Raw genomic sequence first — 24,918 nt, forward strand, 5'->3', positions numbered from 1 at the left:
CACACAAGCAACTTATTCAGATGCCGTCTCAGATAGGTTCTTTCTTTTCATCAGCTTGCCCGCATAAACCAGAGCAAACGCGCCTACGATTAACCAAGTGGCGGCTTGTATCGGAGAGGCGAAGACCCATCGATCAAATGAGATCACCGACGAGTAGATGAACAAATCAATGCTTTTGCGCAAGTGCACCAACATCGGCAGAGAAAACACAGCATAAAAAGCCACCGCACACACAAAGGGTTTGCTGGGCGCTAATTTGAAAGCAAGAAAGATCAGTAGGATACAGGTCACACCGGTCTGAAATGCGGTTTTTGTAAAGAAAAATACGTCGTTGCTACTCCCAAAGACACTGAGTATCAGATTCAAGGAATAGCCGCAAAGCAAATACAAGGCAATAACGACGGGAATAAAGAGAATCCACTGCAGGACTCGAGGTAAGGCACCCCAAAGAGGTACTGGGCGAGTGTTTAACGTGCTCAACGACAATCTCCTTTTGTATACATCGTGCTCGCCAGTTAGGCGAAGTCTTCCATTACATTTGGACAAGGCGTGTGTTCATCATCAATGATGAAATGGGTCAGAGCCGACCAGCCTTGAAGCGCCGTAAGAATATCTCAAGCTCAAAAGAGAATCCAGCAAGCAGGCCAAACTGTCAGAAAAAAGTAACAAACGCATTACATTTCGACGTATCGACGCTCGGGTCGGCCCAGTCCACCGTAATTGATTTGCGCCTCTAAAGCGTTAACACTGACAAGATATTCCAAATAACGCCGAGCCGTTGTACGGCTCACACCAATGTGTTCACCTAATTCCTCAGCGTTCCAAGAGGTGTGTTTTTCAGCAAAGGCTGCCATGATTTTGTTGAGGGTGATCTGATCAATTCCCTTTGGTAAGCGCTTTTTCTCACTCTCATCCTTAGGGGCTGTCGTTTGGCGAGGCAGCAAGGTGTCAACATCCGTTTGAGCCAACAACTCGGCATCTTTAAGCTTAGCAAGGTGCGCGGCAAAGTTGTTTAAAGACTCCTGCAAACGCTCAAATACCAGAGGCTTTAGAATGTAATCAAACACTCCTCCACGCATCGCTTGGGTCAGTGTATCGACCTCTTTATCAGCGGTTATGAGGATTACATCGGTCTTTTTATCGTCGGCTCGAATCTCTTTGAGCAGCTCCAAACCGGTACCGGTCGGAAACTGAACATCCAACAGCAGCAACTCAGGTTCTAGGATATCCACAAGATCGGCCGTTTCCGTTAAACCATGCGCAATGCCCACCAGCTCGAACCCGTCAATCCGCTCAAGGAAACGCTTTTGGATCTCCGCGATTTGCGGATCATCTTCTGCAATGACGACGCGTATTTTATCCATCTCGGTTCTGTTCTTTTATGGTTATATTTCGGGTGGCCAAATGCTTGGGTATGTATACCGTAAAGCGTGCCCCACCCTGCTCGCCCGTCTCAAGGGTGATGGACCCATCAAGCTGGTCAATAAACTGCTTCACTAAGTGAAGCCCAAAGCCGTGGCCCATGCTGGTTTTAGTGGTGACGCCTTTTTCAAAAATCTGCTCTTGAAGGGCTTCTGGTACACCTTGGCCTTCGTCTTCGACTTCAAAGATAAGGTCATTACCCAAGTCCGTCATAGAGATCATCACGTTGCCACCGGCTCCTGTATGTTCCAGTGTGGCCTCTAAAGCGTTATCGATCAAATTCCCAAGAATACTGACCAAGTGCTCGCGTGGCAGTTGCTCTGGAATTTCCGACATATCACTTTCAGGGTCTAGGATCAGCTCCAGCCCCATTTCACGGGCACGGTTGTATTTCCCTAAGATACAGCCCGAGATCACAGGGTCTGGTACGGCTCTGACCAATAAGTTGATCAGCTTTTGGTGATCCTGAGTTTCTTGACCGATCAGCGCAAGCGCTTCCTCTTTGGCATCAATCTGTAGCAATCCAGCAATCGTATGGAGTTTATTGGAGTACTCATGGGATTGGCTGTTCAGCGTTTCGGCGTATTTTTGAATCTGCGTCAGCTTGCGGCTGACCAAATCCAACTCATCTTTTAATCGGAAACTGGCCACAACGCCGATGATTTCGTTATCCCGCTTCACCGGCAGTCGGTTAACAATCAGATTGCGATCGTGCAGCCAGACCTCTCGGTCAAACTGAGGCTCTCCGGTTTTCAGGACTTCCAACAACTGGCTTTGCGGTAGGATGTCGTTGATCTGATGTCCGGTTAACGTGATGTCACTCGGCAAGTCGAGTGTTTCGATGGCGGTGCGGTTAAAGGTGGTGATGATCCCCTCTGTGTTGATGGAGATAATCCCCTCTCGTACGGTTTCCAAGGTGGCGTTTCGCTCTTCGAATAGCTGCGCGATCTCTTCAGGCTCTAAGCCAAAAATCGCGCGTTTAAAGTGATTCGCGATCCACAACGCAATCATGACACTGACGGTAAACGCCAGCAGTATCACCACGATTAATGTCACCCGGTAACGGTCGATCACCGACTGCACATTACCCAGCATATAGCCAACCGACACAATCCCGATGATGTGATGGTCATCCGCGTCAAAAATGGGCGCTTTACCTCGCATCGTAGCGCCTAAGCTGCCCATCGCTTTTTGTAAATACGCCTCACCATGGAGCAGGGCTGGCTCGTTAAAATCGCCATCATCATCGTGCATCGGTTTTCCGACTTTGCCCGGGGTTGGGTGTGCTAAACGTACACCTTCGTGATCCCCAATAACGATGAAGCGCGCTTCGGTTTTCTCAGCTAAGTTGACCGCTAAGGAGGCGAGGTTATCGGTGTCACGCCGGGTGACGAAATCAACGATATTGGGCATGGCGGCGATGGTTTTGGCGACATGAATCGCACGCAAGCCGATTTGCTCATCGAGTGAGTGGGATAAGTAATGTAGGGCGAAAAGCCCGATAAAGCCGGTCTGCATCAATGCCATTAGACCGAGAATCAACACCATCCGTGTTTTAAGCTTTAAAGCACGTAGGGAAAAGAACATCGCTGTTTATTGTTGTTGTGTGTTTGATTCAGTATACCCAAGAATCGTAAAAACCACCCGTGAACAAAATGAACTAAATGCACTTAAAGTTTTAAAAGCTCTTTAATTTCATAAACTTCTCAAATCCTCGTTCGCTGCCTATCTTTTGGGGCAGTGAAACCAACAAAAACAATTAGAGGATTTTCATATGTTCTCCAAACTTTTTTCACGTAAGCGTTCTTTCCTGTGTGCAGCGGCCGTTGCTTCTTGCCTAAGTGCAGGTGCGGTTAATGCTCAAGTTGATTCTGTTCACTTTCTGATCCCTGGCGGCGCTGGCGGCGGTTGGGATGGTACAGCTCGTGGTACCGGTGAAGCTCTGACAAAATCAGGCCTTGTGAGCACAGCGTCTTACGAAAACATGTCTGGTGGCGGCGGCGGTAAAGCCATTGCACACCTGATCGAAATCTCAGACCAAGCGGACGATACCTTGCTGGTGAACTCCACACCGATCGTTATCCGCTCACTGTCTAAAGTGTTCCCTCAATCGTTCCGTGACCTGACTCCAGTGGCTGCGACCATCGGTGACTACGCGGCGTTTGTTGTACCAACGGACTCTAAATACACCTCATTCAATGATGTGGTTGCTGAGTACAAAGAAAACCCACGCTCTGTGAAAATCGCAGGTGGCTCGGCTCGTGGCAGCATGGACCACTTGGTTGCAGCGATGGCGTTTAAAGCCGCAGGTGGCGACCCGAAAGCGGTTCGTTATGTCGCTTACGACGCAGGCGGTAAAGCGATGGCTGGTCTTTTGTCTGGCGAGACTCAAATCCTATCAACGGGTTTCAGTGAAGTACTGGCGCTGGCCGAATCTGGCGAAATCCGCATCCTTGCAATGACCGGTGCAGAGCGCTCTGCTGCAGCGCCTGACGTACCGACTCTGAAAGAGCTGGGTTACGATGCGACCTTCGTTAACTGGCGTGGTTTCTTTGGTGCGCCAGGTCTTAGCGATGCCAAAGCACAAGAGTACCAAGACGTACTGAAGAAGATGTACGAAACAGAAGAGTGGGCAACCGTACGTGACCGTAACGGTTGGACTGAGATCTTCAAGCCAGGTGCTGAGTTTACGACCTTCCTGGAAAACCAAGAGAAAGAGATCGGCAGCCTGATGCGTGAACTTGGCTTCCTGAAATAAGTCTCTCCTCCCTAGGGGCAGCGGCGTTCGCACTGCCCCTTTATCTATAAAAAATCAAAATCTGCAAGAACTGGGGATGGTATGGGCATTTCAAAAGATCATATCGGCGGTTTAGTCTTTCTTTGTTTATCGGTGGCCTATGGCTACTACACAACTCAGATACCCATGCTTCCGGGTGATGAATATGAGCCATTCCATGCTCAAACATTACCGATGGCACTGGCCTATTTAGGCGCTGGGTTATCGATTGCTTTACTGGTTACGGCCGATCGCAGCCGTGAGAATCACGTTGACCTTAAGGGACTGGACTTTGCTCTTGTGGCTAAGCTCTTAGCGTGGGTCGTGGTGTTTGCGATCGCTCTAACGTGGGTCGGCTTCTTGTTATCGACCATTATCTTCCTGATCGGCGGCTACTGGATTTTAGGTGAGCGTCGCATCAAAACACTGTTGATCGCTTCTGTGCCGTTCGCAGTATTCATCTGGTTTGCGCTGTCTCAGTTGCTGGATATCTATCTGGCCCCAGGCAAACTCTTCTCGATGGTTGCAGGAGGTTAATCATGTTAGATGGTATTCTCGTAGGCCTTCAAACGGCCACCATGCCTTTCAACATCTTAATGGTGGTTGTAGGCTGTTTCGCCGGTACCTTCATCGGCATGTTACCCGGTCTTGGCCCTATTTCGGCCGTGGCTTTGATGATCCCTGTCACTTACGGGTTGGATCCTTCCTCCGGCATCATTTTGATGGCGGGTGTGTATTACGGTGCGGTCTTTGGCGGTTCGACCTCCTCTATTTTGATTAATGCACCGGGCTGTGCCAGTACCGTTGTAACCTCATTCGATGGCTACCCATTAGCCCAACAAAAACAAGCGGGTAAAGCACTGGCACTGGCGGCGTATTCCTCATTCACAGGCGGTACCATCGGTGCCATCGTCCTGTTGTTTGCCGCGCCAGCTTTAGCGTCTGTGTCTCTTAGTTTCCAATCAGGCGATTACTTCGCTTTGATGATCTTAGGTTTAACCGCCGTAGCCGCCTTTGCAGGCAAAGGTCAGGTACTTAAAGCGATGATCATGACCATTTTCGGTTTGATGATTGCGACCATCGGTACCGATGTGATGTCCGGTGCCCCACGCTTTACCTTTGGCAACATCGACCTAATCGACGGCGTAAGCTTCCTGCTGTTGGCTATGGCCACCTTCGCTTTGGCTGAAGTGGTAATGACCGTGCTCAAAGGTGAGCACAAAGAAGAAGAGCCGGATATGGACATGTCTTCGCTTGGCAGCATGAAGCTGTCCAAGGAAGAGATCAAAGAAGTAGCACCAACGGTTGCCCGCTCCTCTGTGTTCGGCTTCTTGGTCGGTGTGCTGCCAGGTGCGGGCGCGACCATCGCTTCTTTCTTGGCGTACGGTTTGGAACGTAACCTAGCCTCAGCGAAGCAAAAACTGAAATTCGGTAAAGGTGCCCTGCGCGGTTTGGCGGCGCCTGAATCGGCCAACAACGCAGCCTCTACCGGTTCATTCGTACCACTTCTGACACTGGGTATTCCAGGTTCTGGTACAACGGCCATCATGCTGGGCGCGTTAATCGCCTACGGCATTCAGCCAGGTCCACGTTTGTTTGTGGATAACCCAGATGTGTTCTGGTCGGTGATCATCTCCATGTACTTCGGTAACTTGGTGCTCTTGATCCTGAACTTGCCGCTGATTCCGTACATTTCACGCTTGTTGGTGATCCCACGTCCGATCCTGATCCCATTGATCTTGTTCTTCTCGATCACAGGCGTGTACTTGGTGAGCTTTAACACCTTTGATATTCACATGATGGTACTGATCACGGTGATCGCGATCTTCCTGAAGCTGCTCTCGTTCCCGATGGCTCCGATGCTACTGGGCTTCATCTTGGGTGGCATTATGGAAAGCAACCTAAGCCGTGCCCTAACCATCTCCGATGGCAGCTTAGCCTTCCTGTGGGAGCGCCCGCTGACACTGACCATCATGATCATTTCGTTGATTGTTCTGTTCTTGCCACTGTTTAGCACGCTGATTAAGCGTCCGGTGAAAGACAGAGCAGAAACGCCAGGGTCTGTTTCGACTGAAGGCGAGGGTTAATTCGGGGCCTTTCGAACCTAACTGACAGTCAAACATTGGCCAGATACTTTCGGGTATCTGGTCTTTTTTCTTGATCAAAATAAAAAAGCCCTGCTTCAATCACAGAAACAGGGCTTTTTAATGACGCTAAGTTACACCTTAAAACGGATCACTTTATCCGTCAGAGAGCGGGCTTCACGTTTCAGGTTTGTGGCACTTTCATGCAACTTAACGGAGCGATCCTGAGTCGCGGTTGACTCTTGATTGACCTCAACAATGTTGCGGTTAATCACTTCCGATACTTGTTGCTGCTCTTCTGCTGCAGCGGCAATCTGCTGAGCCATATCGCGAATCGTCGACACCGAGTCTTGAATCGATGTGAACACTTGGCGGGTTTGCTCGGTCGCCTTCATACTCTGCTCTGAATACTTCAAGGTATTCTCAAGCTTGCCAGCCACCTCGGCGGTTTGCGAAGTCAAAGATGCGATCATGGAGTCGATCTCGGCCGTGGAGTCGGCAGTACGACCGGCTAGGGTTCGAACCTCGTCCGCAACAACCGCAAAGCCTCGACCTTGATCCCCCGCACGGGCGGCTTCGATGGCGGCGTTAAGGGCAAGTAAGTTGGTTTGCTCGGCGATGCCACGAATCGTCTCCAAGATGGTTGTGATATTTCGAGATTCATTCGCCAAGGCTTCCATTGATCGGTTTGAATCTTCAATACCACGTGTCAGCGATTCAACAGCGGTTACCGAACGATCGATGTATTGCTGCCCTGTATTGACGTATTCCTGACTTTGATCGGCGGAACCGGCCGCATCAGTACAATTACGCGCCACTTCTGCTGCGGTTTGAACCATCTGATTAAAGGCAACCGACACTTGCTCCATGGCATCGGATTGCGATCGCGCGCTGGTTGCCATGGTTTGAGAGATGTTCGCCCCCTCATCCGACTGGTTCGCCACATGCAAAGAGGTAGCACTGATGTCTTTCACCAACTGATGGATCATCGCCACAAAGCGGTTGAAAGCACCGGCCAACTGCGACAGCTCATCGCTGCCGTTTTCGGGTAAGCGTTTGGTTAAGTCCCCTTCGCCGTTGGCAATCTCTTCCATGCTTTGCGCCATGGCATTGATAGGACGACACATCAGGTTACTGAACCAGACCCCTACCGCCCCAAACACTGCAAGCAGCACTAAGCTGATCAGTAAGGCTTTAATCTGGAACGCATCCGCGGCGGCAAACACTTCGCTGGCGGGGATCAGGCCGATCATTTGCCAGCCAGACTTATCCGAGCTGTGCGTCATCACCAACCAGTCTTGGCCGTTGAGCGTCACATGATCCAAGGTACCGTTCGTCATGCCTTGATAATCTGCGCCTAAGTCAGCCACCTTTTTGAAGTTGTTGTCAGTATTAACAGGGTCTGCCAACACCACGCCGGTTTGGTCGATCAAGATCAAATACCCAGAATCACCAAAGGTAACGGTACGCACGATTTCCGTCAGCTTGCCAAGCGAGATGTCCATCGCGATAACGGCATCAAGACCTGAGTCGGTTTTAAACGAGTGCATGTAAGGTACAAGTGGATCACCCGTAGTGAAATCCTCATAAGGAGGCGAAGTGACAGGCTTCCCAGGCTCACTCATCGAAGCTTGGAACCATGGGCGCTTAGTTGGGTTGTACTCACCCAATGGGGTTTTAGGCCACTGGACATAATCACCGTTACCTAAACCTAAGTAGACGTACATCAGGTCAGGATTACTGGTACCGTAGTCCTCCATGAGTCGCCACGCATCACGCTCAACTTGACTGTTTTGCTCAGGCGTCATTGGTCCTTTGGGACCAAAATAGTTGACGACAGAATCATCCAATGCTTTTAAGGCATCGGTTTTCGATAGGAAGGTCACGCCCTGTGTCATTCCGTTTAAGTAGGTCTCAAACGTCTGGTTGATTTGTATCATCTGCTGCTCGGCACCGCGCCGGTACGTTTTCTCGGCACTGGATCGAAACTCCAGTACGGCAATGATCGTGGTTACTGCCATCGGCAAGATAACAGCTGCCAACACAATCAGGATCAATCGTTGCTTAATGGTCATACTCTGCTCCACACAGGGATCGTTGGTCTTACTATAAGATAGTCGATTTTCTGTATAACGAGCCGAATTGGGCTCAATTTAAAGCTATCGGCGGGATATCCCTAACCTACAGAGCAAATGTTTGTTTTTTGATCGCTTATCGATCGCTTCATGCTCACTTCATCTTGCTTGTTCATACTGCGCTGGCCGAACTTTATCTGCCACTGATGCTTTTTAATTGAAAGCGCTTAGGGAAATGCCATGTACGTACTGCTAGTAGAGGATTACGCTTAGGTCAAGTGATCCAAAAGATTGTCTCGGCTCACTATCGGGTGGACTGGGTACGCACACAGGAGCAAGCTAAGCGCCCCAAGGGTTCTATACGCTTGGGGCGTTTTCGTTATGGGGCATACCGGTAGTGACCGGTGATCTCAAATAGAAACAGCATGTCATCAAGCTTGGGGCCGAGCCCTATGTTGTGGACTACTTTAGGGTTGCCCGTCATCCATCCTGTTTGATCCGTCACGATACCAATATGCGGCGCATTATTGGGCAAACGCCACGTGACCAGATCCCCCGGCTTATAATCATCTTTGTTGTCCGTAATCGGCAGCGACTCCCCAAAGCGTTCAAAAAAGACTTGAAGGTTTGGAACTCGGCGATGATCAATATTGGTATCGGTTCGGCTAAGCCCCCAGATACGTTTTGAGGGGTATTTCGAAAAGTGGGCTTTCATGTCTTCGTGCACTTTTTGCTGAAGGTCGATGCCCAGTGCTCGATAGGTTCGAATCACCACATCAGTGCACACACCGATGTTTGCGGGCACATCCCCATTGGGGTACCCAATCTTTATGTATTGACCGTCGTATGTGACATCGTGTTCGGTTCGTTGTAAGGCCGCCTCTACCAACGCTTCTTGAAAGCTTGCGGCAAAACTGGTCTGGGCCATCAAAAGCCCAACCACCATCATTATTGGCTTCATGTTCATCCTTGATCCTGAAATGACAACGTCGATACGGTAACAGATAAACCGATCTAGCGGGTATTAGGAATACACATCAACAAATCCGTCACGCCCACATCGGCGCCGGCTTGGCTCAGCAAGGTCGTTACCTGGCCTCGATGATGGGTTTGATGGTTGAAAAAGTGCTGCACTAAAAAACCCAGCTTACGATCGAACCGGTCACCGCGCGTGTTGCAATATACAAGACTGGATTCCAGTGTTTGATCATCCAATTCGTTACAAAAGGCGCTGATCGTTTCATCCATCGACAATCGAGCGACGGTTAACGAGGCAAGATCCTCATGTAAAATCGTATTCAAGGATGCAGGCGGTACCATTTTTCGAACCTCATCCAAAGCTGCAAACCCTGAAGGATGCTCGGCAAAGCGCTGCAACCAGAGCGTGTCACCGACCAAGATATGATTCAGCGTACCCACTACAGAGCCAAAAAACGCCCCTCGGTTTTCGTGCAGCTCCGCTTCGGATAACGTTGCGGCAGCTTGGTAAAGGTTGCCATTCATCCACTGGTTGTAGTGAGCCATCAGTTGGAAATGATCGGTTAAAGACATCCTAGTCTCCTCTTTATATTCTGTTCATTGCTGCGCGCGTGGCAAAACCAATGATCACAAATCCGATAATCACCATGCCAACCAACAACCACGGATTCATTCGACCTTAAAGACAAAGCAAGCTCAGATCAAATTGCCTAAACCTAACACGGTTAGAAAGCCGTCAAACCAGGTTAAGACGCTTCATTAGGGTTGCTGTGTAAAAAGCATCGGGATTCATCCTACACAATCTCAATTTATGGTCGATACTCTACTGACCGCAAACATTTGTTTAAGCCAGTAAGGGAGAGGTTATGTCACAACTTCAATTTCGCTTAGTTACGCGCAGTGACTTCGATGGTTTGGTGTGCGCTGTGCTACTAAAGCACTTGGATTTGATCAATGACATCAAGTTTGTTCACCCAAAAGATATGCAAGATGGCAAGATCGATATCTCGGATCAGGACATCACCACTAACCTACCGTACGTTGCCTCTGCCTATTTGGCGTTTGATCACCACCTATCCGAAACCATCCGCAATGACGAAGCGGATAATCATGTGATTGACCCCGAAGCACCTTCTGCGGCTCGCGTTGTATGGAAGCACTATGGCGGTCACGCCTCCTTCCCAAAAGCGTGGGATGAGATGATGGAAGCCGTCGACAAAGGGGATTCGGCTCAATACAACCAAGAAGAAGTCCTCAACCCCAAAGGCTGGGAGTTGCTGAATTTCTTGATGGATGCCCGCACCGGTTTAGGCCGTTTTCGTGAGTTTCGAATCTCGAATTACAACTTAATGATGGACCTCATCGATTACTGTAAAAACCACACCATCGGTCAGATTCTGTCCTTACCCGATGTCAAAGAACGTGTCGAACTCTACTTCGACCACGAAGCTAAGTTCAAAGAGCAGATCAAACGCTGCTCCAGCGTGCACGGTAATCTTGTGGTACTGGACTTGCGCAACGAAGAAACCATCTACGCCGGTAACCGTTTTATGGTGTATGCCCTCTACCCTGAGTGCAATATCTCGATCCACGTACTGTGGGGCTTAAAACAACAAAACACGGTATTTGCGATGGGTAAATCGATCTTCGATCGCAACTCACAAACCAATGTGGGCGAATTAATGCTGCGTTACGGTGGCGGTGGTCACCAAGCGGCGGGGACTTGCCAAGTGGATAACGATGACGCTAAAAAGGTGCTTTCTCAATTGATTGAGCAGGTAAACCAGGATGGCTGAAGCCGAACAGCTGGATTTTTTCGCATGTCTTCGCATGTTGGCCGCACACGATGGATCGGACTTGTACCTATCCACCGGTGCGCCGCCTTGCGGTAAGTTTCAAGGGGTACTCAAACCCTTAAGCAAAGCGCGATACCAGCGTGGTGATATCGAAAAGATCGCCCTTGAAGTGATGGATGAAGAGCAACAACAGGCTTTTCACCACGACCTTGAAATGAACTTGGCCATCACGGTCGAGAACGCAGGGCGCTTTCGTTTAAACATATTTAAACAGCGCAATGATGTGGCCATCGTTGCCCGTAACATCAAAATGGACATCCCGCGTATGGAGGATTTGGGCCTACCCGATGTCCTCAAAGAAGTGATCATGTCAAAGCGGGGATTGATCCTCTTTGTGGGCGGGACGGGCTCGGGGAAATCCACCTCGTTGGCGGCCTTGATTGATCATCGTAACGCCAACAGTGGCGGCCACATCATCACCATCGAAGATCCGATTGAGTTTGTCCACCAGCATAAAAAGTCGATCGTGAATCAGCGTGAAGTGGGTGTGGATACGCGCAGTTTCCACAACGCCTTGATCAACACACTGCGACAAGCGCCGGATGTGATCTTGATTGGTGAGATTCGCGACCGCGAAACCATGGAGCACGCCTTGGCGTTTGCTGAAACCGGGCATTTAGCGATCTCCACCTTGCACGCCAACAACGCCAACCAAGCCTTTGATCGGATCATCAACTTCTTCCCTGAGGAGAAGCGCAACCAATTATTGATGGATCTCTCCCTCAATGTGCGTGCCATTGTCTCCCAGCGTTTGGTGCCAACAGTCGATGGTAAACGTGCCGCGGCCATCGAGATTCTTCTGGGCTCCCCCACCATTCAGGAGTTGATCCTGAAAGGCGATATCGAGGGGATTAAAGAGATCATGGAAAAATCCGATGCGATGGGGATGCAAACCTTTGATGGGGCGCTCTTCAAGCTGGCTAAAGAGGGTCGCATCACCGAAGAGGAAGCGATTAAAAACGCCGATTCCGCCAACAACCTGCGTCTCAAACTCAAACTGAGTAAGGATGGCTCATCCGGCTCTGGCATGAGTTTTACCTTAGAGAGCAACCTGCCTAAAGGACAGCAAAGCGACGAAGAGGATGACGACGATATGGAAGAGATCGTCATCGGCTCTCGCCCTCGTCGATAGCACTGGTGTGACTCTGCGTCTTGGGGTAGAGTCGCGCCATCTGCGTATATCCGTTTTGTAAGGGGTGCTACATGAACGACGTCCTATCCGAACTCCGTGAAATGAATCAAGACCGTTTTGGCTCAGTAGAGCTGCCGGACGAAGACTTACTCGTTGAAATCGAAGAAGAAATTCTGATCGGTTTACCGGCGGATCTGAAAGAATTTTTATTAGAAGCCAGCGATGTGGTGGTTGGGACGCTCACCCCTGTTACCGTGTCCGACCCGCAAAGCCACACCCACCTACCAGACGTCACCGCAACCGCTTGGTCAGAAGGCTTACCTCGTGATGTGATCCCGGTTTGCGCGACCGAAGAAGGCTACTACGCCATGTCATCAGAAGGCGCTGTCAGCTTCTGGTCAAAAGAAACCGAAGACTTTGAAGAGCAAGAGTGGGAAACCCTCTGGGATTGGATCAGCGAAGTCTGGATGGAAAGTTAACCACCGCAATTAACCCAGGTTAATTTCATACCCGCTGCGCTTCGATACAGTCACTCCATCGACAACACAGATGGAGTGACACAACATGAGCATTATCCCAGCCTTGAAATGGCGCTATTCACTTAAGCATTTTTCAAACAAAACGGTTTCCGATCAGCATATTGATAACTTGGTCGAAGCGGCACGCTTCTCGGCATCCTCCTATGGGCTGCAACCCTATACACTGCTGGTCATATCGGATCGTGATCTTCTGCAGCAATTATCCAAAGAGGCCTTTGATCAAGCTCAGGTAAGAGAGTGCTCACACTTATTGGTCTTTTTGCCGCTCCAAACCCTTTCTGAACACAACATCGATCAGCATTTCGACCGTGTGTATGAACAAAGCCAAACACCGAAAGGCAGCTTGAACGGTTATGCTGATCACATCAAAAGGGCTCTACTGAATAAAACGGCCGATGAACTCAAAGCTTGGGCCGAACAACAAGCCTATATCGCGTTGGGTTCGGTATTGGCGGAAGCGGCATCATTGGGCATTGATACTTGCCCTATGACCGGGTTTGATCCAGTCGCTTTTAACCGTACGCTCCAACTGGAGGGGTCTAACCAAGGCGCGTGTGTTATTTGCGCGGTAGGCTATCGACAAGACTCGGACATACCGCCAATCAAGGTACGTATCCCTAAAGAGCATTTTTCGGCGTATTTATAAAACAAGGAGTGTTGCATGCCTTTTCAACCTTACCTAAGCGCTTTGGGCCTTGATGCGCCATCATCACCCAACCTTCATTTTTTAACCGAGCTTACCAAGTGCCATTGTGCCGCCTTTACCTTCAACAGCTTGGGCGTATTGCTGCAAGAAGACTTACCCTTAGATACCGAGTCTCTTATCCACAAATTAGTGGGACGTAACGCGGGGGGCTATTGCTTTGAGCACAACAAACTCACCTTTGATCTGCTCACGCATTTAGGCTTTAACACCCGCTTAGTGTTGGGTCGGGTATTAAACAATGTGGTGCGCCCAGTTCCTAGAACCCACCGCATCACCTTAGTGGAGCTAGAAAGTGAATGGTTTTTAGTCGATGTTGGGTTTGGCGGTAACTGCCCTACCACCCCGATTATGCTTCACTCAGATGCGTTACAAACCTCGGGGATGGATCAATACCGAGTTCGAGCGCTCCCCAATAACGAGTTTGACCTGGTGTTAATGAAAGACGGCGAATCTTTCATTCTGTATCGCTTTGATCTGGCCGACTACTCTGAAGCGGATTGTGAATTAGGGCATTTTTATTCACATAAACACCCAAGCGCGGTGTTTGTGAATAACTTAGTGGTGAGCCGCAAAAAAGCGCATGACTACTGTGTGATCACCAACCACCTTTTCCAGCACAGACAGCTTGATCAAACCACACACACCGAGATCGATTCTGCGGATACGCTCCACACCCTGCTAACGAGTGTCTTTGGCCTATCCATTGACCGAGAAGTCTGCCAATTTCTCTTTAACCGTTTTATCGCCCCAAAACTAAAAGCGTCGAAAAACATAGCTGTGGACAAGCTAGGAGTTGCCCCATGAACCCTGTTGTCTTAGCACTTTGCTGGTCATGGTTGATGGCATCCTCGTTTATCGTGTCGGCCTGGATCACCCCTTTTGCCTCGCCGATGGCAACAACGGGGTTACGGTTTGCCCTCGCGTTGTTGATCATGACCCCGATCTATCTGTCACAGCAGCGCACGAGAAGCGAAACCTTAATGCAACTGCTCACCTCCCCCAAACGTTTGTTGCAGTACGGAGTGATCAGCGGGTCGCTGGTGGGCTTTTTCATCGGATTGTTTACCGCGCTGAAAACCACCAGCTCGCTGAATACCTCGGTGATCTACACCTTGGTTCCCTTGATGGGCGCTGTGCTGGCTTTAGTGCTCGGCACCCCGACGCGTCTTAAACAGTGGTGTGGATATCTTTTAGGTTCAGGGGGTGCGGTTACTGTATTACTCTTTACCCGTGAGGGAAGCTTAGCGTGGCACAGTGGCGATGCCATCTACATCGGGGCTTGTCTTCTTTTAGCCCTGCACGTGGTCAGCGTCCAGCTCTGGAGCAAAAACGTGTCCGCGTTTACCGGTGCCTATCGCATTATGTTCTTTGGCACACTGTGGTTGTTACCCATAACCCTCTTGTGGGGGGAATTAGACCGCGTACAGTGGAGTGCCCTACCGTTTTGGTCGATGCTGCTCTATTTAACCGTTTTTACCACGCTACTGACCTTTGTATTACAGCAAGCCGTCGTCAGCCGTGCAGGTGCTAAGCGTTTACTGGCGTTCAGTTACACCATCCCTATTTGGGTCGCCTGTTACTCCGCGTTTTCGCATTCAAGCCTTGCACTCTTGTCCATGGGCTTTATGATCGGGTCTGTTTTTGTGCTCATCGCGCTCGTACTCATCGATGATTCACTGGGGAAATTAGGGACAGTAGATGGATCGGCAACACCTTAAACAACAGCTGGAAGCCTTCTTTGATCAGTTTCAAACCGGTATCCAATGGTCTCGCCTAACCTTGCCCTTTGAGATCCACGCGTTAAAGAAAGGCGAATGTGTGTTTCGACAAGGGGATCACTCCGGGCGCGTGTACTTTTTGATACAAGGGTATGTGCGCTACTACAGCGTGTCAGAGTCGGGAAAGGAGTACACCCAGTCGCTGACTAAAGCCCCGCGCATGATCGGATCAACAAGGGCTATGACCCTCAATTTACCGACCCAATTTAACATTGAGTCCATCGAGGATGGGATCGCGATCTCGTTTGTGTGGGCGGATTTTTATCAACAGATGAGCCAAGACCTTGCGTTCATGCAAGCCTATGCCCGATTTATGGAAAGCATCTTCATCACAAAGGAAAGCAAAGAGTACAGCATGGTCACGGACACCGCGACGCAACGTTACCTGGATTTTTGCACTCAGTTTCCCGAACTTAAAGAGTCGCTACCCAAGCAGCAGATCGCCTCTTATATCGGGATCACACCCGTTGCACTCAGCCGTATTCGTGCTCATTTAAAAGAGGGTCGTTAATCATGGTTCGAAACGTTAAGTTGATACGGGGCGTTAGCACCTTTTTGGTCGGCGGAAGACGATGCAACCAGTGGGTTTGCGTTGTGCCTTTCATGACCAGCAAGCTGCCGTGTTCCAGCACCCACGATACCGTCTCTTTTGTGCGTTTGTGCTTAAACGCAAACGTGCGCTCAGCCCCCAAACTGATGGAGCCAATCGCACCGTCTTTTTTTAACTCTCGCTCGCCATCACTGTGCCAGGCCATCCCCTCGCTGCCATCGTGATACAAATTTAATAAGCACGCATTGTAGGTTTCGCCCGAGTGCTGCTCGGCAATCGCTTTTAGCTCCAGTAATTCGGCCGTCCAAGGCTCGGCCACTTTAGTGGTGCGGGAGTAGGTGTAGGGATAAGGCAGATCCCCATGCCAAGCGACCTTGCGTTTGGTCACGATTTTTTTACCGAAGATGATCGCCTCATCGGCCCGCCAATCAATCTGATCCAACAACGCTTGGTACAAGCGATCCGCATCAGGCTGTTCTATCACATGACCGTAGTAATACACCTCCCCATCAAAGGGTAGGCGATTCTCCTCTTTCAGATCCTGATCAAACAGATCCATTGGATGACTCACCCGCCTCATACTGCGCCGCTTCAAAACCAATCAAGGCGTGTTTGCGTTCAATTCCCCACTTGTACCCCCCCATCTGGCCACTGGTTTGGATCACCCGATGACACGGGATCAGATACGCAACCGGGTTTTTGCCAATGGCCGTCCCCACCGCACGGGACGCTGTGGGTTTATCGATCAGATCCGCAATGTCTCGATAGGTGTACAAGGTACCGTGTGGGATTTTCAATAATGCCTCCCACACTTTCAGCTGAAACGGCGTACCGGCAAGATGCAGCATTAAGGGCTGATCGGGGCAAGAAACACCGTTAAATACCTGCAGGGCTTTCGTGTGCAAAGGGTGGCTTTCACAGCGAAACGCGGCATTGGGGAAGCACGATTGCAGCGCTCTTACCGCGCTTTTTTTATCCGCCTCAAACGCTAAGTGACAGACCCCTTTTTCGGTACTGGCGACAATCACAGGGCCAAACGGCGACTCTTCAAACGCATAAGTAATGGTCAGGCCCTGCCCGCCTAGCTTGTAGTCCCCCGGGGTCATCCCTTCAATCTGTACAAACAGATCATGGATACGGCTGGTGCCCGACAACCCAACATGATGCGCCACCTCGGCTAAGGGTTTGCGCGCCTTTAACAACGCTTTGCACTCTTGAAGGCTAACAAACTGCATAAATTTTTTTGGGCTGACGCCCGCCCACTGAGTAAACACGCGCTGAAAGTGACTAGGGCTCATGCCCACCGCCGCCGCAATGGTCTCAAGCGAGGGCTGCTCGTTGAGGTGCGCCGTGATGAAGTGAATCGCTTGCTCTATGCGTTGATAGTGTCGTTCCGATACGTGACTCATGGGGTGCTCAATGTTTGTAATCTTCAATAGCCCACTCTATACGAGCCAAACGGGAAGCTCGACCCGTTTCTTGCGCTTTTTACGAAGGGGGTGTTTTTAAGATCAACGTGATACCTTAGTGATCGATCCGGTCAATCAAGGTGTGTTATGGACATCAAACAACTGCAGTTTTTGTGCGCTTTGGAAACCCACCAGCATTTTGGGAAAGCGGCCGAATCCTGCTTTATCACCCAGCCAACCCTGTCCATGCGCATTCGCCAACTGGAGGAGGAGCTGGGTGTCTCGCTCATTCGACGAACACAACGCTTTGAAGGGTTTACCCCCGAAGGCGAGCGCTTACTTTTGTGGGCAAAAAAAACCCTGCACGCGTTCGAAGGTTTTAAGCTGGAAGCCGACCGAATCAAGGGGGAGTTGGTTGGAACGCTGCGCATCGGGGCCGTCCCGCTAAGCCAGATTGCACTAATGCCGTGGCTTAAGAAGATGCACGCGGCCGCGCCAAAGTTGTCGTTTCAGGTCAGTGCGTGCAGCTCAGAATCGATCTTATCTCAGCTCGAAAGCAACCAGCTCGACATTGGGATCAGCTACTTGGCCGATCTGGATCATCACTCATTCAATGTTCACCCACTCGGGCGTCCCGGTGTTGGCTTGCTGTTCCACCCCAAAGGCCAGATCGCAAAGGCCCTTGAATCCTACAACGCGCTTGATGCAACAACCCCCATACCGTGGTCGGTGATCAGCGCCTTACCGCTTGGACTGCTGAGCAACGCCATGCGGTTTCGCCAAAGCTTGAATCGTAACGCCCAAATCCAAGGTATTAGCTTAACGCCCTTACTTGAGACCGATTCGGTCGAGCATTTGATCGAAGCGGCGTTTGAAGATTTATGCGCCACCATCATCCCTTTACCGCTGCCCTCGCACCCTGCGATTGGTGAGTTATGCGTACTGCCCATTGAGGAGGTACTGCAACAACCCATGCTGGGGTTAATGGCCCGCCCCCTATCCGAAGGCGGCAATGCGATCAGTCACGCGTTCATGGAACGCATCAGCGCCGAATCGTAAGCCACATTTTCGTAGCCAACGCGACAGTAATCATCAAAGAGTGATAGACCCTATCTATCACTCCATCTAAACAACTCATTAGACGCAAACACGCCCCCACACTACTCTGACTCTAGTAAGAATCCGCGGCACGAACCTTGAGCCAGATCATGAATGCATTCAGAAAGGCAGGCGAAGCCATCACCCAACACTTCGCTGACGCACAGCCCATTAGCGCTATTTCATCCCCCTCTCAATCGCGGGATTACCTCGAATACGGCTATCCTCTGCGCACAGCTCAGCCTGAGCACACCACACTGGTCGAGGAATCGGCCATCGCCATCAGCATCAATGGCATTACACATGCGGTGATGATGGCAACGCCCGAAGCCCTGCAGGAGCTTGCCATTGGTGTCGCGCTTAGCGACGGAATCTTGCAACACCTAAGCGAGCTAAGAGACATCGTTATCGATGATCAGCATGCGCTGACACTCAACCAATACAGTGTCGATATCACGTTAAGTCCTCGGGCAGAGCATCGCTATAAAGGGGTCAGTAAAGCCCGCTTGGGGGCGACGGGTTGTGGCTTATGCGGCGTGGATTCGTTATCTCAAGCCATGCCCGAATTAACGCCGTTGATACCGGCACCGCTGCCTTCGCAACGCGTAATAGACCATGCTCGCGAATGGCTACTCGAGGTTCAGAAAAAAGCCGACATCAGCGGCGGATTGCACGCGGCATGCTTAATTTCCAACGAAGAAGAACCCTTATTGGGTTTTGAGGATATCGGCCGTCACAACGCGCTCGATAAAGTGTTAGGGGCCGCGTTTTTAAAGGAATACGATCTGCACCGCCATAGCGTCATCATGAGCAGCCGGTGCAGCCACGAGCTGGTTCAAAAAGCGATTCGTGCTCAATTATCAACCTTGGTTCATCTGGCTTCGCCCAGCCAATTGGCGGTGGATCGCGCCAACGCCCACGGTTTAAACCTGATCCACATCCCACGCCATTCGGCCGCGCGTATTTATGCGCATTCGCCCGATTTTGATTAACGAGGTGCTCCATGTCCGCGACCGACTTCAAACGCGCTTATTTTAAACCCTACTCCGCGCCAGCCGGCGGCTGGGGGGCCCTCAAAGCCACCACAACCCACTGGATCAAAAGCGACAACATGCGCCGTAACGTGTTTACGATGCTGAAAACTAACCAAGGTAAGGGGTTTGATTGCCCAGGCTGTGCGTGGGGTGAAAAGCACGAACCGCATAAGATCCGTTTTTGCGAAAACGGGGCTAAAGCGGTGAACTGGGAAGCCACCAAGCGCGCGGTTGCGTCCGAGTTTTTCCAACAAAACAGCGTTAGCTATTTGATGACCCAGAGTGATTATTTTCTGGAATACCAAGGCCGTCTAACGCACCCAATGCGGTATAACCGCGACACAGACCACTACGAGCCTATCAGCTGGGACGATGCGTTTACCTTAATCGCCAACACGCTTAACGCCCAAGATACCCCCAATCGAGTGGAGTTTTACACCTCGGGACGGGCCAGTAACGAAGCGGCGTTTTTGTACCAACTGTTTGGCCGCGCTTACGGGACCAATAACTTCCCTGATTGTTCCAACATGTGTCACGAGGCCAGTGGCTACGCTCTTACTAGCAGCATCGGCATTGGGAAAGGTACCGTTCAAATCGATGATTTTGAACACGCCGATGCGGTGTTTGTGTTTGGCCAAAACCCAGGCACCAACCACCCTCGCATGCTGGAAACCCTTCGGGAAGTAGCTGAACGCGGCGCACACGTGGTGAGTTTTAACACGCTTAAAGAGCGGGGGCTTGAGCGTTTTCAACACCCACAAAACCCCATCGAGATGCTCACCAACCAATCCAAGCCAATCAGCGACCATTACTTCACCCCAAAAATCGGGGGCGATATGGCTGCCGTACGCGGTATGGTAAAAGTGCTGATCGATTTAGAAGCCAGCGGCCGAGCCGTGTTTGATCACACCTTTATTGATCAGCACACCCAAGGCATGACCGACTACTTGGATACCGTCAACGCCACCTCTTGGGATCAGATCGAGGCACAATCAGGTTTAACCCAAGCTCAGATTACCGATGCGGCACACCTGTTTGCCGATGCCAAACGGGTGATCTGTACATGGGCGATGGGCATCACGCAGCATAAGCACTCGGTAGCAACCATCCACGAGATCGTCAACCTAATGGCGCTGTGCGGTCACATTGGGCAGCTAGGCGCAGGCCTCTGCCCTGTGCGCGGTCACAGTAACGTGCAGGGCGATCGCACCATGGGCATTAACGAGCGCCCAAGCGCGGCGTTTCTGGAAAAAATAGAAGCGGTGTTTGGTTTTGAACCACCGAAAGAGCACGGTCATGCGGTGGTCGAAGCGATCAACGCCATGCTTAATGGCGACAGCCGAGTATTTATCGGCCTTGGCGGGAATTTTGCGGCCGCAACGCCGGACACAGAGCGCACCTATCAAGCGCTTCGTAACTGCGAGTTAACGGTCCAGATCAGCACCAAACTGAACCGCTCTCACCTTGTCATCGGCCATGATGCACTCATCCTGCCGTGCTTAGGTCGAACCGACATCGACCATCAAGCAGGTGGTGAGCAAAAAGTAACGGTAGAAGATTCTTTCAGCATGGTGCACGCCTCTGGCGGGGTGATCGAACCCTTGTCGGATTTAATGCACTCCGAGCCTGCCATCGTGGCGGGGATCGCCCAAGCAACGCTTGGGAATCGTCCAGTGGATTGGCTAAACTTGATCGAAGACTACGACCGCATTCGTGAGTTGATCGAACAGACCATTCCTGGGTTCTCGCAGTACAACGAGCGCATCCAATCGCCTTATGGCTTTTATCTTGGCAACAGCGCCCGTGATCGACAATGGAATACTCAGGCTCAATCCGTGGTTATCCACAACCACGAACTCCCAACCTCCATCATCCCCGATAAAGCGGCCCGTTTTTTAACGGACAAAAGCCTTGTTTTGCAAACGCTTCGCTCTCACGATCAATACAACACAACGGTGTATGGCTTGAACGATCGATACCGCGGCGTTAAAAACGCCCGAAAAGTAATATTCATCAACCAAGGGGATATAGACCGTTTAGGTTTCAGTGCCGGTCAACGGGTCAAAATCCGAACGCTTTGGGACGATGGCATCGAGCGTCAAGTCGAGGACTTCACTCTAATCCCGTACGAGATTCCGGCCGGAAACATCGCCGCCTACTACCCAGAAACCAACCCGCTGGTTCCACTGGAAAGCGCTGGGGAGTTTAGCCGCACGCCAACCTCCAAAAGCATCGCGGTCGAGCTGATGGCCGATCAAGCCCATCAGGATTTAACCCTGCATGCACTCTGATAAATGGTAAGCACTCAGACAGAGTGCTGTTTTAATTGATGCAGTAATTGGCCTTCCAAGGACGCGGCTTCGCCCTCGCTGAACACCCAAAGGGTAAGATCACGGCCTTGGCAGATCGACTCAACCTGATGCTGATGTTTGAGTTGATCGGTTGAGGCCCGCGGGTCTGAAATCAGCACCACAACGCGATGATCGGGCAGGTAAAGATCCACCTCTAAGGCAGGTTCGCCTTGCAGCCGAGCCCCCACTTGGTGGGCCACACGGTGCAGATACAAGGTGTTCACCGCCACCAGCAAAACCATTCGCTTGCACCAGAGGCCATTAATCGACAAATAACCGTGACCGTGCGAGACGCTCATCCCAATCGAATCACTCAGCGAGCCTTGCCATAAGCGCAACAAGCGCGCCAACGCCGGCTCATCAAGAATGGATGCCGGCCACACCACAAAGGGGATCGACGCCTTTGTCGAGCGCTGCTCGCCACCCAACGCCTCGCCCGCACTCGATACGCGCCACCCTTGCAGATCTCCGGTATTGGGCAGCAAAAAACCCACCTCAAGCAGCAGCCGGTTGAAAGTACCGGCACTTAAAGGACGAGCATTGGGTGACAGCCCCTGATTGATGATCTCCACCAACGCGGTTGCACTGTGCAACGTCTGGCTTTGTAAAGAAGCGCGTTGAACAACACCGTGGGCTTTTTGCCAACGAAGTCCGTTGGGCCAAGTGATGTAGGTACCGAAGCGCTCGGAGCTTTGCATCTGTCCGCCCTGTTCACGCCCGCGGTCCGTCAAAGACCAGTGACCATCAATGCGGACAATCCAGCCTTCGGATTCCATCCACCCGAACAGCTCTGCCGTTTTTAGCTCATCCCGCTTCGCCAGTGCCGAGGTCGATAAGCCTTTTTGACGGCGCTCTTTTGTTGCGTTTTGCTCCACAGTGTTATCGCCTCATGAAACCCATTTTCAATCGAAGAGTCCGATCACAACGTATAAACTGAGTGTGTTATACCATACGTCGTACAACCAAAGGCAGTTCCCATGACCGATGACACCCAAGCTAACCTGACATTGACGCTGGTCCGTCATGCCAAATCCTGCTGGGACAATCCGCAACTGACGGATTACCGTCGTCCACTGAACGCCCGCGGCCAAAACGACCTATCCGGTATCGCGCAGCGCTTTGCAGGGCAATTGGCCTTGGTTGCGCCCATGCGCATTCTCTCAAGTGGCGCCACCCGTACTCAGACTACCGCAAAAGCGCTTCACACAGCGCTACCGACGGCCCCCGAATTGGTGATTGACGATGGCCTATACGAAGCCACACCCGAAACCTTGCTGCGCATTGTGCAGGGGCAATCAGTGGAGTATCGCCACATCGTGCTGGTGGGGCATAACCCAGGGCTAGAATCGTTACTGACTCGGGTCACTGGCGAGAACCTGGCTAAATTCCCGACTGGGGCGATCGCCTCCATGAGTTTGCAGGTGCCCGAGTGGCGCTGGCTCTCCAGCGACAAAGCCACATTGGATTGGTTTGACACACCTAAACAGCACCGCAACAATAACCAGCCACAGCCAAACGAGTCTTGATGATGGGTCTTTTCGATAAACTAAAGCAACGCCACTTTGACAGCGCCATTCAGGCCATCGAAGCGAACGACATAGAACGCTTTAACACTGCCTATCAAAAGCTGGATGACAGCGTAAAGTCGGTCTGGGTAGATCACCCACTGGAGAACGGCCCCCCCTCGCTTTTAATGCTGGCACTTGAGCATCGCCATCCCGATCTGGTCAAACGCATCATCACCTTGGGCGCCAACCCAAACACATTAGAGGCCCCAGTCCTTTCGCTGGCCCTCAAATATGAGGTTCAACGTTTAAGTTTGTTGACCGAGCTGCTCAAAGGTGGCGCTACTCCTAAGCCTTCTGAAACGCTGATTCAAGATTGCTTTGAATACGCCCCTAAAGATCAATGGCTGATCTTAATTAATCGACTGGCGCAGTTTGGGATAGATGTGATTGAAACCGATCAAAACGGACGCTCAGCGCTGCAAAACGCCTTGGAGAGCGATAATCGTGAATTGTTGGCCTTTCTGATCAACTCTGGGGCCAATTTACCCGAGCCTTTACCTGAAAACCTCTCGGATGAGCTGACGGCGTACGTCAAACGCCTAGTAGAGGATCGTAAAATACGTGAGATGTTTTTAGCGTAAACGTTAAGCTGCCCATACCTTACGTATGGGCTTTAAAATGCCAATCCCCTTCTGCCATGTCGTTTCGAACCGACTCGACGATACTCTCGTCAATGGTGGGGTCCTCAACGCTGTACAAGCCACACATGGCTAACGCTTTGCGCACATTCACTTCGGTCCCTAAATACTCCATCACCACCCGCGCGCAACTGGGTGTGCGCATCCCGCTGGCAGGCACACCTAAGCGCAAACCGTTAAGTCGGCCAATGCGGTTTTTATAACTGGGCGTCAGAATGGTTTCAGTTACCTCGTTGGTGGCCAATGATTCATAATCGGCCATAAAGATGCGATCGGTTAAAAACAGTGCGACACCTAGGTATTTACTGTGAAACGGCGCATCTTCGCCAATCTCCCGCAGTCGTTCGGTACGTTGATAAAACACCCCATCACTTTGGCGCTCGATACAGATCAAATTCCGCAAGATTTTGCCAGGGACAGCCATCGACAGGTAATACTCAAAGTAATAACCCAAGTATTTATCGATCTGTTGGTGACTGGCTTTTTGCAGCATCTGCAGATGGGACAGCTCGGCTCGACCCTCACTGACTTTTTGAGTGACTTGCGGTTTCACTTGGATCAGCCGCTCAAACTGAGACGCTGGCATCAACAGCTCGTGCTCCTCGACACCAAAAAAATCACAGATACGGCGAAGCGTACTGGCCGAGGGTTTGTACTGCCCAGTTAGGTAGCGATTGAACTGAGTTCGGTTGATGTTGAGCTCACGACAGACCTGCGCGATCGAATCGTAATAGCTGCATAAGCGCTTTAGATTTTGAGCAAGATCGTGATACATAAGCCAACCTACCATCAAAGAAACATCCAAAGTGATGCTATATGATGCACCAAAAGCACCCATCTGCATATCAAAATCTTTGATAGCGAAATCGAATGACGCTGCGCCCTCGTGATTAAATTTTCATCAAATAAGATCATGGGGATGTT

Annotated in this window: 25 protein-coding genes; 15 read left to right on the forward strand and 10 right to left on the reverse strand. The window is 50.9% G+C overall.

Features of this window, described 5'->3' with window-relative positions:
• Window positions 1–12: 12 nt before the first annotated feature.
• The 3 genes from ACXAF9_RS04515 to ACXAF9_RS04525 form a co-directional block, all read right to left on the reverse strand.
• On the reverse strand, window positions 13–480 hold the full coding sequence (locus ACXAF9_RS04515; protein WP_475070981.1) for a hypothetical protein: 468 nt from the start codon (window positions 478–480) through the stop codon (window positions 13–15).
• Between the two features lie 194 nt (window positions 481–674).
• Entirely contained in the window at window positions 675–1,364 is a 690-nt protein-coding gene (locus ACXAF9_RS04520; RefSeq protein ID WP_475070983.1) for a response regulator, read from the reverse strand.
• Entirely contained in the window at window positions 1,357–2,970 is a 1,614-nt protein-coding gene (locus tag ACXAF9_RS04525) for an ATP-binding protein (protein WP_475070985.1), read from the reverse strand. The genes ACXAF9_RS04520 and ACXAF9_RS04525 overlap by 8 nt, the downstream gene beginning before the upstream one ends.
• 226 nt (window positions 2,971–3,196) lie before the next feature.
• On the opposite strand from ACXAF9_RS04525, the gene ACXAF9_RS04530 reads away from it, so the two are divergent.
• The 3 genes from ACXAF9_RS04530 (at window position 3,197) to ACXAF9_RS04540 (ending at window position 6,285) form a co-directional block, all read left to right on the forward strand.
• Entirely contained in the window at window positions 3,197–4,180 is a 984-nt protein-coding gene (locus tag ACXAF9_RS04530) for a tripartite tricarboxylate transporter substrate binding protein (protein ID WP_475070987.1), read from the forward strand.
• A gap of 81 nt (window positions 4,181–4,261) precedes the next feature.
• Window positions 4,262–4,735, forward strand: a complete 474-nt coding sequence (locus ACXAF9_RS04535) for a tripartite tricarboxylate transporter TctB family protein (RefSeq protein WP_475070989.1) — start codon at window positions 4,262–4,264, stop codon at window positions 4,733–4,735.
• A gap of 2 nt (window positions 4,736–4,737) precedes the next feature.
• Window positions 4,738–6,285 carry a tripartite tricarboxylate transporter permease gene (locus ACXAF9_RS04540; RefSeq protein ID WP_475070991.1) on the forward strand — a complete coding sequence of 516 codons (1,548 nt, stop codon included), beginning with the start codon at window positions 4,738–4,740 and terminating at the stop codon, window positions 6,283–6,285.
• 131 nt (window positions 6,286–6,416) lie between these two features.
• Here ACXAF9_RS04540 and ACXAF9_RS04545 read toward each other — a convergent pair whose 3' ends face one another.
• The 3 genes from ACXAF9_RS04545 to ACXAF9_RS04555 form a co-directional block, all read right to left on the reverse strand.
• Complete coding sequence (locus tag ACXAF9_RS04545) at window positions 6,417–8,357, reverse strand: methyl-accepting chemotaxis protein (protein ID WP_475070994.1); 1,941 nt, start codon at window positions 8,355–8,357, stop codon at window positions 6,417–6,419.
• Between the two features lie 379 nt (window positions 8,358–8,736).
• Window positions 8,737–9,318, reverse strand: coding sequence for a DUF1287 domain-containing protein (locus ACXAF9_RS04550; protein ID WP_475070996.1), 582 nt, complete (start codon window positions 9,316–9,318; stop codon window positions 8,737–8,739).
• Between the two features lie 53 nt (window positions 9,319–9,371).
• Window positions 9,372–9,908 (reverse strand): DinB family protein, encoded by a 537-nt coding sequence (locus tag ACXAF9_RS04555; RefSeq protein WP_475071000.1) that lies wholly within the window; start codon window positions 9,906–9,908, stop codon window positions 9,372–9,374.
• Window positions 9,909–10,201: 293 nt separating this feature from the next.
• Between ACXAF9_RS04555 and ACXAF9_RS04560 the strand changes: the two genes are divergently transcribed.
• From ACXAF9_RS04560 to ACXAF9_RS04590, 7 genes are all read left to right on the forward strand, one after another.
• A complete protein-coding gene (locus ACXAF9_RS04560) occupies window positions 10,202–11,131 on the forward strand; it encodes an exopolyphosphatase (protein WP_475071003.1) in 930 nt (309 codons plus the stop codon).
• On the forward strand, window positions 11,124–12,323 hold the full coding sequence (locus tag ACXAF9_RS04565; RefSeq protein WP_475071005.1) for a PilT/PilU family type 4a pilus ATPase: 1,200 nt from the start codon (window positions 11,124–11,126) through the stop codon (window positions 12,321–12,323). The genes ACXAF9_RS04560 and ACXAF9_RS04565 overlap by 8 nt, the downstream gene beginning before the upstream one ends.
• A 71-nt stretch (window positions 12,324–12,394) precedes the next feature.
• Window positions 12,395–12,802, forward strand: coding sequence for an SMI1/KNR4 family protein (locus tag ACXAF9_RS04570; protein WP_475071006.1), 408 nt, complete (start codon window positions 12,395–12,397; stop codon window positions 12,800–12,802).
• An 85-nt stretch (window positions 12,803–12,887) separates the two neighbouring features.
• Complete coding sequence (locus ACXAF9_RS04575; protein WP_475071008.1) at window positions 12,888–13,508, forward strand: NAD(P)H-dependent oxidoreductase; 621 nt, start codon at window positions 12,888–12,890, stop codon at window positions 13,506–13,508.
• A gap of 15 nt (window positions 13,509–13,523) precedes the next feature.
• Window positions 13,524–14,372 (forward strand): arylamine N-acetyltransferase family protein, encoded by an 849-nt coding sequence (locus ACXAF9_RS04580; RefSeq protein ID WP_475071010.1) that lies wholly within the window; start codon window positions 13,524–13,526, stop codon window positions 14,370–14,372.
• The gene (locus tag ACXAF9_RS04585) at window positions 14,369–15,286 is read left to right on the forward strand and encodes a DMT family transporter (protein ID WP_475071012.1); all 918 of its coding nucleotides are present in this window, start codon (window positions 14,369–14,371) and stop codon (window positions 15,284–15,286) included. Before ACXAF9_RS04580 ends, ACXAF9_RS04585 begins: the two co-directional genes overlap by 4 nt.
• Entirely contained in the window at window positions 15,267–15,857 is a 591-nt protein-coding gene (locus ACXAF9_RS04590) for a Crp/Fnr family transcriptional regulator (protein WP_475071014.1), read from the forward strand. The genes ACXAF9_RS04585 and ACXAF9_RS04590 overlap by 20 nt, the downstream gene beginning before the upstream one ends.
• On the opposite strand, the gene ACXAF9_RS04595 is transcribed toward ACXAF9_RS04590, so the two are convergent.
• Together ACXAF9_RS04595 and ACXAF9_RS04600 are read right to left on the reverse strand one after the other, a co-directional pair.
• Entirely contained in the window at window positions 15,820–16,455 is a 636-nt protein-coding gene (locus ACXAF9_RS04595; protein ID WP_475071016.1) for an alpha-ketoglutarate-dependent dioxygenase AlkB family protein, read from the reverse strand. The two genes, ACXAF9_RS04590 and ACXAF9_RS04595, sit on opposite strands and share 38 nt — an antisense overlap.
• Complete coding sequence (locus tag ACXAF9_RS04600) at window positions 16,442–17,305, reverse strand: bifunctional transcriptional activator/DNA repair enzyme AdaA (protein WP_475071019.1); 864 nt, start codon at window positions 17,303–17,305, stop codon at window positions 16,442–16,444. Before ACXAF9_RS04600 ends, ACXAF9_RS04595 begins: the two co-directional genes overlap by 14 nt.
• Before the next feature lie 147 nt (window positions 17,306–17,452).
• Here ACXAF9_RS04600 and ACXAF9_RS04605 point away from each other — a divergent pair, with 147 nt between their 5' ends.
• The 3 genes from ACXAF9_RS04605 to ACXAF9_RS04615 all read left to right on the forward strand — a co-directional run bounded on the left by ACXAF9_RS04605 (window position 17,453) and on the right by ACXAF9_RS04615 (window position 21,728).
• Window positions 17,453–18,364, forward strand: a complete 912-nt coding sequence (locus tag ACXAF9_RS04605; protein WP_475071021.1) for a LysR family transcriptional regulator — start codon at window positions 17,453–17,455, stop codon at window positions 18,362–18,364.
• A 149-nt stretch (window positions 18,365–18,513) separates the two neighbouring features.
• Window positions 18,514–19,395 carry a formate dehydrogenase accessory sulfurtransferase FdhD gene (gene fdhD, locus ACXAF9_RS04610; RefSeq protein WP_475071023.1) on the forward strand — a complete coding sequence of 294 codons (882 nt, stop codon included), beginning with the start codon at window positions 18,514–18,516 and terminating at the stop codon, window positions 19,393–19,395.
• 11 nt (window positions 19,396–19,406) lie between these two features.
• Window positions 19,407–21,728 (forward strand): FdhF/YdeP family oxidoreductase, encoded by a 2,322-nt coding sequence (locus ACXAF9_RS04615; RefSeq protein ID WP_475071025.1) that lies wholly within the window; start codon window positions 19,407–19,409, stop codon window positions 21,726–21,728.
• 14 nt (window positions 21,729–21,742) lie between these two features.
• Here the strand turns inward: ACXAF9_RS04615 and ACXAF9_RS04620 are convergent, their stop codons facing one another.
• Window positions 21,743–22,663, reverse strand: a complete 921-nt coding sequence (locus ACXAF9_RS04620) for a hypothetical protein (protein WP_475071027.1) — start codon at window positions 22,661–22,663, stop codon at window positions 21,743–21,745.
• Window positions 22,664–22,765: 102 nt separating this feature from the next.
• Between ACXAF9_RS04620 and ACXAF9_RS04625 the strand changes: the two genes are divergently transcribed.
• Together ACXAF9_RS04625 and ACXAF9_RS04630 are read left to right on the forward strand one after the other, a co-directional pair.
• Window positions 22,766–23,314, forward strand: a complete 549-nt coding sequence (locus ACXAF9_RS04625) for a SixA phosphatase family protein (protein WP_475071029.1) — start codon at window positions 22,766–22,768, stop codon at window positions 23,312–23,314.
• On the forward strand, window positions 23,314–23,937 hold the full coding sequence (locus ACXAF9_RS04630) for a hypothetical protein (RefSeq protein ID WP_475071031.1): 624 nt from the start codon (window positions 23,314–23,316) through the stop codon (window positions 23,935–23,937). Before ACXAF9_RS04625 ends, ACXAF9_RS04630 begins: the two co-directional genes overlap by 1 nt.
• Window positions 23,938–23,956: 19 nt before the next feature.
• Here ACXAF9_RS04630 and ACXAF9_RS04635 read toward each other — a convergent pair whose 3' ends face one another.
• Complete coding sequence (locus tag ACXAF9_RS04635; RefSeq protein WP_475071033.1) at window positions 23,957–24,838, reverse strand: helix-turn-helix transcriptional regulator; 882 nt, start codon at window positions 24,836–24,838, stop codon at window positions 23,957–23,959.
• Window positions 24,839–24,918: the final 80 nt, after the last annotated feature.

The organism is Neptunomonas sp. ABH4_499, assembly GCF_056160565.1.

Excerpts from the sequence above, each read along its gene's own strand:
- ACXAF9_RS04520 (WP_475070983.1), bottom strand. The coding sequence starts at position 1,364 with ATGGATAAAATACGCGTCGTCATTGCAGAAGATGATCCGCAAATCGCG.
- ACXAF9_RS04525 (WP_475070985.1), bottom strand. The coding sequence starts at position 2,970 with ATGGTGTTGATTCTCGGTCTAATGGCATTGATGCAGACCGGCTTTATC.
- ACXAF9_RS04530 (WP_475070987.1), top strand. The coding sequence starts at position 3,197 with ATGTTCTCCAAACTTTTTTCACGTAAGCGTTCTTTCCTGTGTGCAGCG.
- ACXAF9_RS04535 (WP_475070989.1), top strand. The coding sequence starts at position 4,262 with ATGGGCATTTCAAAAGATCATATCGGCGGTTTAGTCTTTCTTTGTTTA.
- ACXAF9_RS04540 (WP_475070991.1), top strand. The coding sequence starts at position 4,738 with ATGTTAGATGGTATTCTCGTAGGCCTTCAAACGGCCACCATGCCTTTC.
- ACXAF9_RS04545 (WP_475070994.1), bottom strand. The coding sequence starts at position 8,357 with ATGACCATTAAGCAACGATTGATCCTGATTGTGTTGGCAGCTGTTATC.
- ACXAF9_RS04550 (WP_475070996.1), bottom strand. The coding sequence starts at position 9,318 with ATGAAGCCAATAATGATGGTGGTTGGGCTTTTGATGGCCCAGACCAGT.
- ACXAF9_RS04555 (WP_475071000.1), bottom strand. The coding sequence starts at position 9,908 with ATGTCTTTAACCGATCATTTCCAACTGATGGCTCACTACAACCAGTGG.
- ACXAF9_RS04560 (WP_475071003.1), top strand. The coding sequence starts at position 10,202 with ATGTCACAACTTCAATTTCGCTTAGTTACGCGCAGTGACTTCGATGGT.
- ACXAF9_RS04565 (WP_475071005.1), top strand. The coding sequence starts at position 11,124 with ATGGCTGAAGCCGAACAGCTGGATTTTTTCGCATGTCTTCGCATGTTG.
- ACXAF9_RS04570 (WP_475071006.1), top strand. The coding sequence starts at position 12,395 with ATGAACGACGTCCTATCCGAACTCCGTGAAATGAATCAAGACCGTTTT.
- ACXAF9_RS04575 (WP_475071008.1), top strand. The coding sequence starts at position 12,888 with ATGAGCATTATCCCAGCCTTGAAATGGCGCTATTCACTTAAGCATTTT.
- ACXAF9_RS04580 (WP_475071010.1), top strand. The coding sequence starts at position 13,524 with ATGCCTTTTCAACCTTACCTAAGCGCTTTGGGCCTTGATGCGCCATCA.
- ACXAF9_RS04585 (WP_475071012.1), top strand. The coding sequence starts at position 14,369 with ATGAACCCTGTTGTCTTAGCACTTTGCTGGTCATGGTTGATGGCATCC.
- ACXAF9_RS04590 (WP_475071014.1), top strand. The coding sequence starts at position 15,267 with ATGGATCGGCAACACCTTAAACAACAGCTGGAAGCCTTCTTTGATCAG.
- ACXAF9_RS04595 (WP_475071016.1), bottom strand. The coding sequence starts at position 16,455 with ATGGATCTGTTTGATCAGGATCTGAAAGAGGAGAATCGCCTACCCTTT.
- ACXAF9_RS04600 (WP_475071019.1), bottom strand. The coding sequence starts at position 17,305 with ATGAGTCACGTATCGGAACGACACTATCAACGCATAGAGCAAGCGATT.
- ACXAF9_RS04605 (WP_475071021.1), top strand. The coding sequence starts at position 17,453 with ATGGACATCAAACAACTGCAGTTTTTGTGCGCTTTGGAAACCCACCAG.
- fdhD (WP_475071023.1), top strand. The coding sequence starts at position 18,514 with ATGAATGCATTCAGAAAGGCAGGCGAAGCCATCACCCAACACTTCGCT.
- ACXAF9_RS04615 (WP_475071025.1), top strand. The coding sequence starts at position 19,407 with ATGTCCGCGACCGACTTCAAACGCGCTTATTTTAAACCCTACTCCGCG.
- ACXAF9_RS04625 (WP_475071029.1), top strand. The coding sequence starts at position 22,766 with ATGACCGATGACACCCAAGCTAACCTGACATTGACGCTGGTCCGTCAT.
- ACXAF9_RS04630 (WP_475071031.1), top strand. The coding sequence starts at position 23,314 with ATGATGGGTCTTTTCGATAAACTAAAGCAACGCCACTTTGACAGCGCC.
- ACXAF9_RS04635 (WP_475071033.1), bottom strand. The coding sequence starts at position 24,838 with ATGCAGATGGGTGCTTTTGGTGCATCATATAGCATCACTTTGGATGTT.